We start from the raw sequence: 14799 nt of genomic DNA on the forward strand, positions 1-14799 counted from the left end.
GCGATCCATTTATACTCAGCTTTAATTCACCAACGTTCTTATTTGTATTCAGGAAACCCCCATGCTAGATATCAATAATGCTATCGCTACCCTCGTCCAAAGCTCAAATACGTATTTTTTATTGATGGGCGCCATTATGGTGTTTGCCATGCACGCTGGCTTCGCTTTTTTGGAGGTCGGTACCGTCAGACACAAAAATCAAGTGAACGCCCTTGTGAAAATCATCACTGACTTTGCCGTGTCGTGCCTCGCCTATTTTTTTATTGGCTATTGGATAGCCTACGACGTTACGTTTTTAAGTCCCGCGTCAGAGTTAAGCACCAATAATGGTTATGATTTAGTAAAATTTTTCTTTTTAGTCACCTTCGCCGCTGCGATTCCAGCGATTATTTCTGGTGGTATTGCTGAACGTGCGAAGTTTTATCCCTTTTTAATTGCTTCAGCATTGATTGTTGCCCTTGTTTATCCATTTTTCGAAGGCATCGTGTGGAATGGAAATTACGGATTGCAAACATGGCTTGAACAAACAACTGGCGCGAGCTTTCATGATTTTGCTGGTTCAGTGGTGGTGCATGCCATGGGTGGGTGGTTAGCGCTTGTAGCGGTATTTTTCTTAGGTTTACGACATGGCCGCGTGAAAGACCAAAAATTAGTAGCCTTTGCCCCCTCAAACATTCCTTTCTTAGCGTTAGGCACATGGGTACTGTGTATTGGATGGTTTGGCTTCAATGTCATGTCAGCTCAAACACTCGATGGTATTAGTGGCTTGGTAGCGGTTAATTCATTAATGGCCATGGTTGGCGGCATTATTGCGGCCCTGTTTTTCGGTAAAAACGATCCGGGTTTTATTCATAACGGGCCACTAGCAGGCTTAGTCGCGGTGTGCGCGGGTTCAGATATCATGCACCCGATAGGGGCTTTAGTCGTGGGTATTGTGGCAGGCTGGTTGTTTGTTAAGTTATTTACCATCATGCAACAGACCCAAAAAATAGATGATGTGCTAGGTGTGTGGCCCTTGCATGGTGTGTGTGGCGCTTGGGGGGGGCTAGCAGCAGGTATTTTTGGTTTAGAAGCACTCGGCGGTTTAGGTGGCGTTAGCTTTATGGCACAGCTTCTGGGCACTCTAGCGGGTATACTTGTTGCACTGCTTGGCGGTGCAATCATTTATGGTATCGTCAACATGCTTAGTGGTTTACGCCTGAGTCAGGAAGATGAATTTCATGGTGCAGACTTAAGCATCCATAAAATTGGCTCAACTAATCACGACTAAGAACGTACAAGCACTGCCGATCATTTGCTTACGGCAGTGCTTTGCTCTGTATCCTTCACTGTTTTAATCCCCCTGCCAAACTAGTTTTTCTATTTTAATTTTTGTTATCGCGCTTAATGTTTGATCAAAACAGCGATATGCCCGATGATCCTATTAAGCTAAAATAAAACGGAAAAAGCCATGAAGCCCTTGTATTGCTGGAAGTGTCATTCATTATTAACAAACGTAATTCTACCAATGTCTCGGCGAGAAGAATGTGCAAACTGTGGTGCAGACCAGCATGTATGTAAGATGTGTACGTATTTTGACTCAAAAAAAGGTTGTGATGAGGAACGCGCAGAAGAGGTCAGCGATCTTGAAAAAGCCAATTTTTGCGATTACTTTAAACCTTCATTTGTTATTTTTGAGCGTCCTGTTGAGGATAAGTCACAAGCTGCCAAAGCCAAATTAGCAGCACTCTTTGGCGACCCTGTGCCGGTAACAGACCAAACAGATCAACCATTGACTCCAAAAGAGTTGGCCGAAAAGAAACTCAGAGAACTTTTAGGTGGTTAATTAAGTAAGTAAGTAAGTAATACTGAGCTTTAGAATTACAGCAGCTGGTTGCATAATTCTGCTAATATACGGGCCTTTAGTTTTTCAAATGGAGATGTATATGATTTTGGCTAGCCTTGCCATTTTGCTTGGCCTACCCCTGCTTATTTGGAGTGCCGAGAGATTCATCCACGGTGCCTCATTCACTGCAGGTTATTTTGGTGTTTCGCCCTTATTTATCGGTATGTTTATCATTGGTTTTGGTACCTCAGCGCCCGAGATAATTGTTTCGGTTTTTGCGGCATTACAAGGTAATGGTGGTCTAGCATTAGGTAATGCCTATGGCTCTAATATTACAAATATCACCTTGGTGGCAGGCCTAACAGCCCTGATCAGCCCCATAGCGGTTCAATCGGGCATCATTCGTAAAGAGCTTCCTCTGCTACTCGCCATCTCATTTTTCTCTGTGTGGCAATTAATGGACCTTGAGTTGTCCCACGACGATGCCATTTCTTTACTCGGTATTTTTGTTCTGCTTTTGGCTTGGAGTGCATGGCACGCCAAAAATGACAAAGGCGACAAACTAGCCGATGAAGTGACAGAATCGATTAAAGGTGACAAAACCCAATTAAAACCCCATGTACTGTGGCTTATTCTTGGTTTGGTGGTATTAATTGCCAGCTCACGTTTGTTGGTTTGGGGCGCAGTCGAAGTGGCCACCTATTTTGGTGTGAGTGATGTGATCATTGGCTTAACCATTATTGGTATTGGTACATCATTACCTGAGTTAATCTCATCCTTAGTCGCAGTAAAAAAAGGCGAACATGAGATGGCAATTGGTAACGTGGTTGGTTCAAACATGTTTAATACCCTTGCTGTTGTTGGTTTAGCTGGCGTGATTCAACCAGTGGCAGTAGATGCAGCCTTTTTCTATCGTGATGCCTTGTTAATGCTCGGCGTAACCGTGGCACTGTTGATCTTTTGTTTAGGTATTAATAAGCAAGGCCGTTTAAATAGACTTGAAGGTGGGGCCTTACTCGCTTGTTTTGTGGTATATAACTTCTATCTAATTAGCACTAATTTTTAGGTAACACTTAGCCGTGCGATGAAGCGCGCTTCATCGCACTTTGGGGGGTGAGTTACATGTATCAGCAGAAATTTATTTGGCGGTATTGCACTCTTTTGTTACTTTTCACTTTGGGCCAAGTGCCCATTACGGTTGTCGCCCAAGGGCAACATCCCCACCCTGTTTTGTTAAAATATGATCTTGGCCAACAAGGAGGCTGGATCCCTTACCAGCAAAGCGCACAAATTGGCCGTCCTGGTATATTTGAAGAAATCACCACACTTATTCAAGCGGCTACAGACCTTGAATTTGAAGCAGTCCACTTTCCCCCAAAACGAGCCGAGAAAGCCTTACTAGACGGCTTAGTTGATTTTGACTTTGTATGCTTAGAATGGCTTAAAGATGAACGCCAACCCGGCTTTGTTTACAGTGCCCCCCTATTTGATGTGTCTGAATATGTCGTCACCTTGAGTAAAAATGCAGCATTAGTGCCTCAACGAAGCGCTATTTACGGTCACCCTGTAGGTACCATTTCTGGCTATTTTTATTTTGATGATAAGCACTTTACTAGAATGGATTTTCTGAATGAAAAACTATTGCTGCTTGGCCTGCAACACGAAAGATTTACTTCCATCATTATGGAAAAAGAGACAGCCAAGTACTGGGCAAATTTATTAGAGATTGATATCGCCTTTACTGCTTTACACACCCATGGTTCAATGTTGATTCGCCTCAGGGATGAAAAACGTGAACTGATGCCGCAGATTAATCAGGCGATAGCACAAATAAAAGCATCGGGAAAACTAAAGAGCCTGCTTGAAAAACAAGGCGTAGAGGCAGTTATTCCCGCCACGCCCAGTTCAGTGCATGCAAACTAGCTATTTGCTACAAGGGTAATCACTGTATCCTCGCGCATCATGGGTATACAAGGTTGTTGTATCGGCCTGAGCCAATGCAATCCCCTTTTCAAAACGAGTAACTAAATCAGGGTTAGCAATAAAGGGCATACCAAATGCCACGGCATCTACCTGCCCGTCTTCGATAGCTTGAGTCGCCTCGGCAAAGCTATAAGCCATATTGCCAATTAGATTTCCATCATAACTATCCAAAGCGGTTTGTATGACATCGCCCTCTTGTTTTTGCTCAAAATCCCCTCTCATCAAGTGTAAATAGGCCAGATCATATTCGCTCAGTCTTTCTAAGACATATTCTAATAAGCCAAGAGGATCACTGTCTTTCATGCTATTAAAACTGTTTAATGGCGATAAACGCAGGCCTACGTGCCCTCGACCCCACACGTTAACCACCTCATCAATGACCTCAAACAGCAAGCGAGCACGATTTTCCATGTCGCCGCCATATTCACCATCGCGATGGTTTGACCCATCACGTAAAAATTGATCAATCAAATAACCATTTGCACCGTGAATTTCTACTCCGTCAAAACCCGCTTCTTTAGCGTTTTTAGCGGCTTTGGTAAAATGCTCCAGAATATCAGGCATGTCAGAATCTTTTAATACTTTGGGCACAACATAAGGCATTTTACCTTCTGGGGTATGCACTTCACCCTGAATGGCAATTGCACTAGGGCCAACAGGCACACTGCCGTTATTTAACGCCGGATGGCATGCCCTGCCTCCGTGCCACAGTTGCAAAAATATTTTGCCCCCTTTAGCGTGTACGGCGTCCGTTACCTTACGCCACCCTTCGACCTGTTCTTCTGAGTAAATACCGGGTTCATGAAAAAATGCACTATTGCCTTTGGCCACCATAGTCGCTTCCGCGATAATTAATCCAGCACTCGCTCGCTGGCTATAGTAGCTAACCATTAAATCGGTCGGCACATGATCAACCGTCGCCCTGCAACGGGTTAAGGGTGCCATGATAATTCGGTTTGCAAGGTCTACTTTACCTAAGGTAATAGGGGTAAAAAGATCAGTCATAGGGTCTACATTCCAATTTTTATCATCAATTTAAGCGTTCACTCAGTTACGCGCCAATAAAAAGTAATTCGTTTTCGATTTATATCACTACTGTAGAAACTGTTTTCAAATCAATCAAATAAATGATTCATTTGCTGTCTAAACCAACTTAACGCTTCATCTTGTTCAGTTTGAGCATGCCAATAGAGATGCGTCTCTATGCCCGTAAGCACAAGAGGCAACTCATGTAAAACCACATCATTTTTTGCGGCAAATTGGGTAAGCATTTGTGTCGCTAAACGTCTTGGCATTGTCAGCAAATAGTCTGACTCAGCAACGATAACAATAGCGGCATAATAATTCTGACATCGAATGCCAATTTGCCTAGCAAACCCCTGCTGCTGCAGCAGTATGTCTTCTACAGCAGCCCCACTTGGACGATTGGATACGCCAATATGTTTAGCCGCTAAGTAGCTCTGCTCTGTCATCGATTGCGCAAGAGGATGATTGGCTTTCATCATCACACAAAATTCGTCAATTAATAGTTTTTTATGCAACACCGGAGGTTTTATTGGCAAGGCCACATCAAAAGCCACATCGATGTGCCCTGCAGCTAAGGCTCGAGTTAGATTCGCGCGTTCAACTTTAATGCTAGCAAAGGTGGTATTAGGGGCAACAGCAGCCAACATTCGCGCCAATAAAGGCAAAATAGAAGGCTCGAGTGCGTAATGCATACCGAGCCTGAAATGATGGGCGCTCGTTTGCGGATTAAATACGCCCCAATGTTGCAGTATTTGGCGCAAGCGACTTAAGTTATCAATAATCATCGGTGCCATTCGCTGACACACTGACGTTGGCAGCATTTGATTATTGCTGCGCACAAATAAAGGGTCGTCCAAGGCTTCACGCAAACGTTTTAACGCATGACTTACCGCAGATGGGGTGATATGCAATAACTCAGCGGTACGCGACATATTTTGTTCTTGGTAAATGCTTTCAAACACCTTAAGCAGATTGAGATCTAGTTTACCGATTTGGTTATTGTCTGCCATCGTCCAGCCTATGAATAAAATTCACAGTACTTATATACTATTTTTCATTTCATTCAATCAATTATTAGCAGTATGCTCTTAGCACTCAGTGCTGTCCGCTCAAGGAAATAACATGAATTTTACCCATAACGAACGAACTCAAGACTATTTAACTAGGCTCTGCGCCTTTTTAGATGAACATGTGTATCCAGTAGAAAATATAATTTACGCTGAAACTCACGAGCTAAACCCTGATGGCAATTGGCGTAACTGGAAGAGTCACCCTTTAATTGACCCACTCAAGCAAAAAGCCAAAGCCGCAGGATTATGGAACTTATTTTTACCCAGCACTGAATTAGGTCAAGGCCTAAGCTGCTTAGAATACGCTCCACTAGCCGAACAGATGGGTCGCTGTGTCTTTGCCTCTGAGATCTTCAACTGTAACGCCCCGGATACCGGAAATATGGAAGTGCTTTATCATTTTGGTAATCAAGAACAGCAAGACAAGTGGCTGAAACCATTGTTAGCCGGTGATATTCGTTCTGTGTTTGGTATGACGGAGCCTGATGTAGCCAGTTCTGATGCCACCAACATGCAAGCGACTGTTGAGTTAGACGGTGACGAACTGGTACTCAATGGTAAAAAGTGGTGGACCACTGGTTTGGGACATCCCAATGCAAAAATCGCTATCTTTATGGCTCTTTCAAACCCAGAAAATGAAAAACACAGTCAACACTCCATGGTCATTGTGCCTCTTGATGCGCCAGGAGTTGAAATAAAACGCATGCTACAAGCTTACGGTGATTATGATGCCCCCTTTGGTCACGGTGAAATGCACTTTACAAATGTACGCGTGCCCAAAGAAAACTTGCTCGTCGGTTTAGGTAAAGGCTTTGCTATCGCCCAAGGTCGCTTAGGGCCGGGGCGTATTCATCATTGTATGCGGTCGATCGGTATGGCTGAAAAAGCGTTAGAGCTTGCCATGCAACGCAGCTTAAGTCGCACTGCATTTGGCCAGCCCTTAATTAAGCTCGGCGGCAACACAGAACGTATTGCTGATGCCCGGATAGCTATTGACCAGGCACGTTTACTCACCTTACATGCAGCATGGAAAATCGATTCTGTGGGCGTAAAACATGCCATGACCGAGATATCAGCCATTAAAGTGGCAGTACCCAGAATGTTAGAACAAGTGGTCGACATGGCCGTGCAAATCCACGGAGGTGCGGGTATGTGTGGCGATTTCCCGCTCGCACGTTTTGCTGCTGCAGCCAGAGCTTTGCGCTTAGCGGATGGCCCTGATGAAGTGCACAAAGGCATGGTCACTCGCTTAGAACTACGTAAATATCAGGCCCGTTAAGTGATGACTCTCCACGTCATCATTACTGGCGGCGCCTCTGGTTTAGGCGCCGCCTTAGTCAAACAGTATGCCAAACGCGGCGCTAAAATCTGCATTGCAGATCTTAATGAGCAGCGTGCAAATGTTGTTATTGCAGACAATGCAGCCCAAGCCAGTGATATATTTTTTCAGCACTGCGATATTACCAATGACGCAGATATTGAGACCTTACATGAAGCCGTGGTCTCTCGCTGGGGTAAATTAGATGTCCTCATCAATAATGCAGGTGTCGCCACAGGCGGTGCACTTGAATATGAAGACATTGAACAATGGCAATGGGTATTAAATATTAATTTGCTGGGCCTGGTACGTATGACACAAACCTTCAGCCCTTTACTGGCTCAACAGCAACAGAGCCAAATAATTAATATTGCCTCACAAGCAGGTATTACACCTATTCCTTACATGGGCAGTTACAATGCCAGTAAAGCGGCAGTCGTGAGTTTTTCAGAAACCATGCATTTAGAGATGGCAAAACGTGGGATAAAGGTCAGTGTGGTTTGTCCCTCCTTTTTTGACACCAATCTCGATGAATCAATACGCAGCAAACAACCGGGTGTTGATGGACTCATTAAAAAGCTGCTAACTCGTTCTACTATTACCGCAGACGACGTCGCCACAATCATCATAAACAAGGCCAATAAGGGAAAGTTTATGATACTGAGTCACCAAGAAGGTCGAAGCGCTTATCGGCTTAAACGCTATCTACCCACTGATTACTACTTAAAAATGATGATTAAAAAATTACAGGGTTTTGGTCCGAGAACAAAGTGAGTAATAGCTAACTCGATATAGCAGGTATAAGAGAATTTTGCGTAGTTAAGGATCTGATTTTGGCGTTTCGCCCCCAAGGTTAATATGCCATTTTATCTGCACAATCGTCAGCTTGATGTTGCGGTGCGCCAAGCCATACACGGTCATACTCAATCTGCCGAGCCATGCTTGCTAGGCCTACAATCCGCTAAAATCAAACATAGTGGAATGGTTATGACCACCCAGTTATATTCACTTTCTTCTATCAATACTCGGAGCGTATTTTCAAATTCGCTTCGTTTTCAAACGCTAAAATAACGAGAACACTATGCTTCGACAAAATATAATCATAACCGGTGCTAGCTCAGGACTAGGTAAAGGGATGGCCATTAAATTTGCTCAAATGGGGCGCAACTTGGCCTTATGCGCTCGGCGTATCGATCGCCTTGAAGAGCTTAAAATCGAGCTGCTGAGTATCAATCCTACTATTAAGATCAGTATTTTGCCTTTGGATGTGGACAAGCATGAACAAGTGTTCGAAGTATTTAAACGTTTTGCTGATGAGTTTGGTCAAATAGACCGAGTTATTGTTAATGCGGGAATGGGTAAAGGTGCGGCGATCGGCACCGGGTATTTTTATGCCAACAAACAAACTGCCATCACTAACTTTGTTTCGGCACTCGCCCAATGCGAAGCCGCCATGCAGATATTCAGAGCGCAAAATGCAGGGCACCTTGTCACCATATCCTCAGTCAGTGCGGTGCGTGGTGCAAGAAGAGCGATGACTGTTTATGCCGCCACCAAAGCAGGCCTAAGCTCCATGACAGAAGGTATTCGCATTGATGTCATGAATACTCCCATTAAGGTAACCACTATTCACCCTGGATTTATTCGTAGCGAAATAAATGAAAAGGTAAAAAAGGTACCGTTTATTGTTGATACAGAAGTAGGTTGTAACGCTATGGTAAAAGCCATAGAAAAAGAAGTGGCAAGTAGTTTTGTACCAACGTGGCCTTGGGCACTGTTTCGTTATATTGCTCGAATTGCTCCCTTAAGTTGGCTCGCTAAAATGAGTTAACTAACGCTGCTAAGTGCCCAAATTTGCAGGTGTTCTTTGCTGCAGATACGCTAGTACTAAATGCTCAAATTGAGGCGCATCGAGGGGCTTGGATACAAAATCATTCATACCCGCCTGTAAACACGCGTCCCTATCGCCCGCCATGGCTCCAGCAGTCATCGCAATAATCGTGACATCTTGTACTTGATCACCGGCGTCTCCTCGACGAATTGCTTGCGTTGCCTCAAATCCATTTAATATAGGCATTTGGCAGTCCATTAATATCAGATCGATATGGTGTTCTGAAGGTAAACTCTGCAAGCATTCAATGGCTTCTGCCCCGTTGGTCGCGGTATAAAACTGAATAGGCAAACGTTCTAGCATGCCCTGCGCAACGTAGCGATTTATTTCGTTATCATCAACAATCAGTACAGTGTAACTTTGCTCTGTGTGCACCGCTAAAGGGGCTATTTTATTCACTAGCTGGCGGTGACTGAATTTTTGCTCGGGATGACGTAAGCCTTGATACGCCATCAAAAAAGCCGCAGGTAAAATGGGTTTGATGAGGTGTTGGCAATCATCACTTTCCTTGAAAGTGATTGGCGCATCTGCAGAAGGCAACAACAACATCAACTTACATCGATGGCTTGCCTTCATTAAATCAAACCAGCGTTCAAAAGCACCATCTACCAAGGATGAATCTACGATAATTAAATCGGGTAAAGACTCAGGGTCAATCGTATACAAATCCTCAATTGAATCACTCGCAAGGGCCAGTGCGCCCCAAGCATGCAATTGCCTAATTAGCGTATCACTTTCATCTTGTTCAGCCATGACCAACAAACATCGACGGCCACTTAATAATGAGCCAATCGTTTTATTTTTAACCTGCTGCTCTAGGGGCGCGGTTAGCATGAAGGTAAACGTTGTACCTCGACCAATTTCACTTGAAACGGCGATTTCACCGCCTAATAATTTGGCTAGCTCTTTAGAAATAGACAAACCGAGCCCTGTACCGCCAAAATCTTTTTCAATGGACGAATTGGCCTGACTGAAAGGTTGAAATAATCTTGTTTGTTGCTCTTCGGTAATGCCTATCCCCGTATCTTTGACTGCTATTTCGATAAAAACATGTTCATTATCAGGTGCTAATCGTGTTGATAAACTCACGACTATCTGACCTTTCTCAGTAAATTTGATGGCATTAGCCAATAAATTTACTAAGATCTGTTTAATCCTGTAACCATCACTAATAATATTCTCATGCCTGACCTCGGCCCAATCGAGCATTAAATTTAAGCCTTTCTCGTGAGCCTTGAGCGCCAAACTCGATATCACAACACTGCTTGTTTCAAGCAAGTTAAAAGAAGCAGGCTCAATATCTAATTTACCTGATTCCATTTTACTCAGATCGAGCAAATCGTTAATGAGCACTGTCAAGGTTGCAACACTATTCTTGGCCATTTTCAGGTAAGCCTCTTGTTTTGCTGATAGAGGCTCACGTGTCAGTAACTCAAGCATGCCGCCGATGCCATTCAGCGGAGTACGGATCTCATGGCTAATGTTCGCAACAAAATGACTTTTGGTTTGATTCGCTTTTTTCGCTTCAATCGACACCGCTTCCAATTGTTTGGTTCTGTCTTGTACTTGCTGTTCTAGCGATGCATTTAAGCCAACAATTTGCAGTTGATTTACGCGCTTCTCGGTAATGTCTCGAATGATGGCGGATACATGGGCCGTCATACCTTTATTTTTCGGAATAACCGGAGACAGACTGACTACGAGGTAGTTGGTATTTGAGGCGAAATTAGTGGTTTTTATTTCAAGAGAAGTCGGCGTCTTTTTATCAATGACTTCAGCCAAGGTTTCAACACTGAACATTTCACTGGCATCTTCGGCAACGAGTAATTCGAATAAACTCCGGTCTTTTGCCTGCGTATCATCCATTCCAAACAAAAAAGCCGCGGCTTCATTCCATTCTTGTATGAAACCCAAACGGTCAAGCACCACAATTGCGTCTGATGAACCTGCAATAACCGCTTCATAGCGAGACTGATCATTGTACAAGTTGAGTATTTTATTGGCGTAACGCTGATACGCATAAATAACCAGTATGACAACACTAAATAAGAATATTAGAAGCATCACAAACACAAGGCGTTGTTGTAACCACAACTCAGATAAGGTGGTTTCTGGTAAAACTGTAACGACATAAAGGGCGCGTTCTTCTGGCGTTGAAAGCGTTATTTTGTGACTCGATACGTGACCTTGCCCCCCCGCAATTGACACGGGTGCGACGGTATCGCTTCTAGGCAGTAAGCTATTGTCTGTTAAGGTTTGCCAAGTAGCCTGTGGCTGATCCAAATCAAAGCCGAATAATAACGAAGTATCAGGTGCACTGATGAAAAAGCCCTGGCTATTTAGTAGGTAAAAATCAAGTCCGGACTGCACAAGCTCTTGTTGCACCATGCGAATTAACTCAGACACATCAACATTGAGTATCAACATGCCAAAAAACACATTACTCTCACCATACACCGGCTGGGCAACCCGATAGGTGGGCCACACCGGCGTATCGATAACGCCAAACTCCCGATTGAGGGTAATATCAGAAGTATAATTTTGATTCGCCTCTAGATTTGCTACCGCCTGAAAGTAGCCCTCCCGCCCTTTTTCTTGCAATAAGCCCTCTGGTGTAACAACAACTTGATTGTTTAATTTTTCAACCCTGACTAATTCCTTACCATTATCAGCCTGACCAATCAGTCGTATTTGCCTAATTTCAGGATTAGTTTTAATGAACGCTTTTAATATGGTGTGGAGCCGAACTTTCCACTGCTCACTCGTTGTGCCATCCAGCGGGTCAATATCCCCATTATTTATGGCTCGGGCAATGCCTGCTATCGGCGGAGTTGAAAACAAAAATTGTAACTTATTTTGGCTTTGGGCAATGTGCGATTCAATTAAGCCGACCGCTTTTTTGTTCATGTTAGCGAGCTTGACTCGCTCTTGTGTGAGGATTTGTTGTTGCAAAAAGTACTGGCCAAGCCCGTAAAACATCACACCCATTAAGATTACCGCCAAGGAGATCAGAACGGGGATAGATCCTTTTTTCTTTCTACTTTTCAATATTCATTTCCTGCATGTACGGCAAAATCCATCACAAAAAGCAACTACGACTTTAAAAAAGTCAAAAATGGCTCAACGGCAATGGGTTTACTAAATAAATATCCCTGCCCTGTTTCACACCCAAGTTCAAGTAGTGCCTTCTGCTGCTCTTTGGTTTCAACCCCCTCTGCCACTAACTTTAGCCCCATCGACTGACCAAGTGAAATAATCGTTTTAACAATTTCAAAATCATGATGGTTGATCAGCATATCTCGCACAAATGACATATCAATTTTCATGATATCGACATTGAATTTTTTTAGATAAGACAAGCTAGAATACCCCGTACCAAAATCATCAATTGAAATAGCAATCCCCAAGGCTTTTAGCTGGGCCAGTTTATTTTGCGTATTAAGCACATCAACCATCAAAGCAGTTTCGGTAATTTCAAGTTCTAAAAGCTCTGCTGGCAACTCGTTTACCGTCAACGCTTCCTGAATATGCAATTCTAGTTCGGCTGAACTAAATTGTGCAGCAGCCACATTAACCGATATCGGCACCCGTAAACCTTGGTCTAATAATAGTTTGATGTATGCACAAGCCTTAAACAGGACTTGGCGGCCCAATTCGATAATTAAACCAGACTCTTCCGCTAGGGGGATAAACTCGGCAGGTGAGATAAAACTGCCATTACCATCAGGTAGTCTTACCAGCGCTTCAGCACCTACAACCTGATGATTGTGCATATTAATTTTAGGTTGGTAAAGCACCACCAGCTCATCGTGTTTCAGCGCATGGCGCAAGGTTTTTTCAAGTTGATGGCGTTGCAGTAAGGCCTCTTCTAGTTCGTCCGAGAAAAAACAAAAACGGTTTCGGCCCTCTTGCTTTGCCCGATACATTGCAGCATCCGCGTGACGCATCAATTGCTCCGCATCTTGCGCATCATCAGGGTAAAGACTTATCCCAGTGCTGACTGAGGCATTGTGTAAATTACCTGCCAACATAAAAGGTTCGTGCATCGCATCCAACAACCTACGCGCTAATTGCGACGCTGCATCTACCGTTACAATACCGCTCATTAATACAACAAACTCGTCGCCCCCTAAGCGTGACAAAGTATAAGCAGGTGGTAACAACGCTTTAAGTCGTTTAGAGACCTGAATGATGAGTTCATCTCCGTATTGGTGCCCAAGCGTGTCATTCAAATACTTAAAGTGATCGATATCAATTAATAAAATACACGCTTTTTGATTATTTGTGGTGGCAGACGCACACGCGACATCCAGTCTGTCTCGTAATAATAAACGATTAGGCAAATCAGTCAGTTGATCGTGATTGGCAAGGTGACTCATTTTCACCGACATCGCCATCGTTTCACTGACATCATGAAACACCATAATTGCGCCGATCATTTCTCCATTTTTATTGCGAATGGGTGCGGCCGAATCTTCAACTAAGTAGCTTGCCCCATAGCGACTTATCAGCTGGCTATTTAAGGCCATCGATACAATTCGCTGCTCGCTAAGTGCAATATAAAGTGGATTTTTCAATTCATGTTTGCTGTGGGCATCGCGCAATGGCATCACGTTTTCTATTTTTAAATTGCGCGCGTCGCGAAACCGCCATCCGGTCAACCGTTCAGCAACAGGATTCATGAACGTAATGAGGCCTTCTATGTCGGTAGCCACCACCGCATCGCCAATAGAACTCAGTGTCACTCTGAGTCGTTCTTTTTCTGAGTAAAGCGCATCTTTGGCTAATTTAACCTCTGAAATATCAACAATGGTGACTAAATACCCCTTGTCCTCATTCCTGCTGGTTAAAGCGGTTTGAAATACTTGGTAGTAAAACTTTGTTTTGCCTTCATTCACTTCGACAACAAATTGTTTTTCATTACCATCGATACGTTCATAATGCTGGATAGCTGAACTTAATGCTTCAGGAAAGAACTGCTTTAAATGCTTGTTATTCTGCCGCTCACTTGGGTCTTGCACGGCAAACCATGAACCACTGAAGTCATTTGAAAACTCCAGTTGCCAGTCTTTATTCCAGTAAGTAATCAGTACGGGAACCTGTTTAACTAAATGCTGAATTTGCTCTCTAGCCTGAATAATTTGCCGTGTTTGCTGTTGTAGTTTGAGTTGATTTCGCACCCTCAACTTACAAATACCGGCATCAAAAGGCTTGGTAATAAAATCAACGGCACCTAACTCTAATGAAAGTTGCTCAAAGCTTGGTTGATTGTGCCCGGTAATAAATATGATAGGGATGTCGGCAAAACGGGCTTGTTGTTTTAGGGTACGGCATACCTGCCAACCATCCATCGAAGGCATTTCGATATCCAGCAAAATCAAATCAGGATTGACTTTAGGGATCAAGTCCAAGGCATCGGCCCCAGAGCTCGAAAAAAAAACTTGCCCAAATTCAGCAATGACTTCTTTTAGTATCATTACGTTTTGCAAGTTATCGTCAACAATTAGGATTTTACTGTTTTGTAATTTTATGTCCGGTAAAAACATGTCACTCCTTTGAATTTTCGCTATAAATTAACAGCCGTTTAGCTTATAAAAATAGAGTAAGACTAAATAATACGCACTAGTTTTGAAATTTACCTACAAGAATATAAAAATTAACCTAAATTCATAGGGTTAATTATAGT

General features: G+C 43.4%; 11 protein-coding genes. 7 read left to right on the top strand and 4 right to left on the bottom strand.

Annotated elements, in window-relative coordinates; translation table 11 throughout:
* Positions 1 to 61: 61 nt before the first annotated feature.
* The 4 genes from NWQ57_RS12645 (at position 62) to NWQ57_RS12660 (ending at position 3748) form a co-directional block, all read left to right on the top strand.
* Positions 62 to 1270 (top strand): ammonium transporter, encoded by a 1209-nt coding sequence (locus NWQ57_RS12645; RefSeq protein WP_306022509.1) that lies wholly within the window; start codon positions 62 to 64, stop codon positions 1268 to 1270.
* 180 nt (positions 1271 to 1450) lie between these two features.
* Entirely contained in the window at positions 1451 to 1825 is a 375-nt protein-coding gene (locus NWQ57_RS12650; protein ID WP_306022510.1) for a hypothetical protein, read from the top strand.
* A gap of 100 nt (positions 1826 to 1925) precedes the next feature.
* A complete protein-coding gene (locus NWQ57_RS12655; RefSeq protein ID WP_306022511.1) occupies positions 1926 to 2891 on the top strand; it encodes a calcium/sodium antiporter in 966 nt (321 codons plus the stop codon).
* 56 nt (positions 2892 to 2947) lie between these two features.
* Positions 2948 to 3748, top strand: a complete 801-nt coding sequence (locus NWQ57_RS12660; RefSeq protein ID WP_306022512.1) for an ABC transporter substrate-binding protein — start codon at positions 2948 to 2950, stop codon at positions 3746 to 3748.
* Here NWQ57_RS12660 and NWQ57_RS12665 read toward each other — a convergent pair whose 3' ends face one another.
* Both NWQ57_RS12665 and NWQ57_RS12670 read right to left on the bottom strand, forming a co-directional pair.
* Complete coding sequence (locus NWQ57_RS12665) at positions 3749 to 4813, bottom strand: alkene reductase (protein WP_306022513.1); 1065 nt, start codon at positions 4811 to 4813, stop codon at positions 3749 to 3751.
* Positions 4814 to 4923: 110 nt separating this feature from the next.
* Positions 4924 to 5844: a LysR family transcriptional regulator gene (locus NWQ57_RS12670; RefSeq protein ID WP_306022514.1), complete on the bottom strand. Its 921-nt coding sequence runs from the start codon at positions 5842 to 5844 to the stop codon at positions 4924 to 4926.
* 112 nt (positions 5845 to 5956) lie between these two features.
* On the opposite strand from NWQ57_RS12670, the gene NWQ57_RS12675 reads away from it, so the two are divergent.
* From NWQ57_RS12675 to NWQ57_RS12685, 3 genes are all read left to right on the top strand, one after another.
* Positions 5957 to 7183 carry an acyl-CoA dehydrogenase family protein gene (locus NWQ57_RS12675; protein ID WP_306022515.1) on the top strand — a complete coding sequence of 409 codons (1227 nt, stop codon included), beginning with the start codon at positions 5957 to 5959 and terminating at the stop codon, positions 7181 to 7183.
* Between the two features lie 3 nt (positions 7184 to 7186).
* The gene (locus NWQ57_RS12680; RefSeq protein ID WP_306022532.1) at positions 7187 to 7996 is read left to right on the top strand and encodes an SDR family oxidoreductase; all 810 of its coding nucleotides are present in this window, start codon (positions 7187 to 7189) and stop codon (positions 7994 to 7996) included.
* A gap of 307 nt (positions 7997 to 8303) precedes the next feature.
* A complete protein-coding gene (locus NWQ57_RS12685; protein ID WP_306022516.1) occupies positions 8304 to 9053 on the top strand; it encodes an SDR family oxidoreductase in 750 nt (249 codons plus the stop codon).
* Between the two features lie 9 nt (positions 9054 to 9062).
* On the opposite strand, the gene NWQ57_RS12690 is transcribed toward NWQ57_RS12685, so the two are convergent.
* Both NWQ57_RS12690 and NWQ57_RS12695 read right to left on the bottom strand, forming a co-directional pair.
* Positions 9063 to 12161 carry an ATP-binding protein gene (locus tag NWQ57_RS12690; RefSeq protein WP_306022517.1) on the bottom strand — a complete coding sequence of 1033 codons (3099 nt, stop codon included), beginning with the start codon at positions 12159 to 12161 and terminating at the stop codon, positions 9063 to 9065.
* Positions 12162 to 12205: 44 nt separating this feature from the next.
* On the bottom strand, positions 12206 to 14659 hold the full coding sequence (locus NWQ57_RS12695; RefSeq protein ID WP_306022518.1) for an EAL domain-containing protein: 2454 nt from the start codon (positions 14657 to 14659) through the stop codon (positions 12206 to 12208).
* Positions 14660 to 14799: the final 140 nt, after the last annotated feature.

It is taken from the genome of Paraglaciecola sp. (assembly GCF_030730205.1).
Classification (GTDB): Bacteria; Pseudomonadota; Gammaproteobacteria; order Enterobacterales; family Alteromonadaceae; genus Paraglaciecola.

What these genes read in the sequence shown, in the direction of transcription:
- NWQ57_RS12645 (WP_306022509.1), top strand. Translation starts at nt 62, where the DNA reads ATGCTAGATATCAATAATGCTATCGCTACCCTCGTCCAAAGCTCAAAT.
- NWQ57_RS12650 (WP_306022510.1), top strand. Translation starts at nt 1,451, where the DNA reads ATGAAGCCCTTGTATTGCTGGAAGTGTCATTCATTATTAACAAACGTA.
- NWQ57_RS12655 (WP_306022511.1), top strand. Translation starts at nt 1,926, where the DNA reads ATGATTTTGGCTAGCCTTGCCATTTTGCTTGGCCTACCCCTGCTTATT.
- NWQ57_RS12660 (WP_306022512.1), top strand. Translation starts at nt 2,948, where the DNA reads ATGTATCAGCAGAAATTTATTTGGCGGTATTGCACTCTTTTGTTACTT.
- NWQ57_RS12665 (WP_306022513.1), bottom strand. Translation starts at nt 4,813, where the DNA reads ATGACTGATCTTTTTACCCCTATTACCTTAGGTAAAGTAGACCTTGCA.
- NWQ57_RS12670 (WP_306022514.1), bottom strand. Translation starts at nt 5,844, where the DNA reads ATGGCAGACAATAACCAAATCGGTAAACTAGATCTCAATCTGCTTAAG.
- NWQ57_RS12675 (WP_306022515.1), top strand. Translation starts at nt 5,957, where the DNA reads ATGAATTTTACCCATAACGAACGAACTCAAGACTATTTAACTAGGCTC.
- NWQ57_RS12680 (WP_306022532.1), top strand. Translation starts at nt 7,187, where the DNA reads ATGACTCTCCACGTCATCATTACTGGCGGCGCCTCTGGTTTAGGCGCC.
- NWQ57_RS12685 (WP_306022516.1), top strand. Translation starts at nt 8,304, where the DNA reads ATGCTTCGACAAAATATAATCATAACCGGTGCTAGCTCAGGACTAGGT.
- NWQ57_RS12695 (WP_306022518.1), bottom strand. Translation starts at nt 14,659, where the DNA reads ATGTTTTTACCGGACATAAAATTACAAAACAGTAAAATCCTAATTGTT.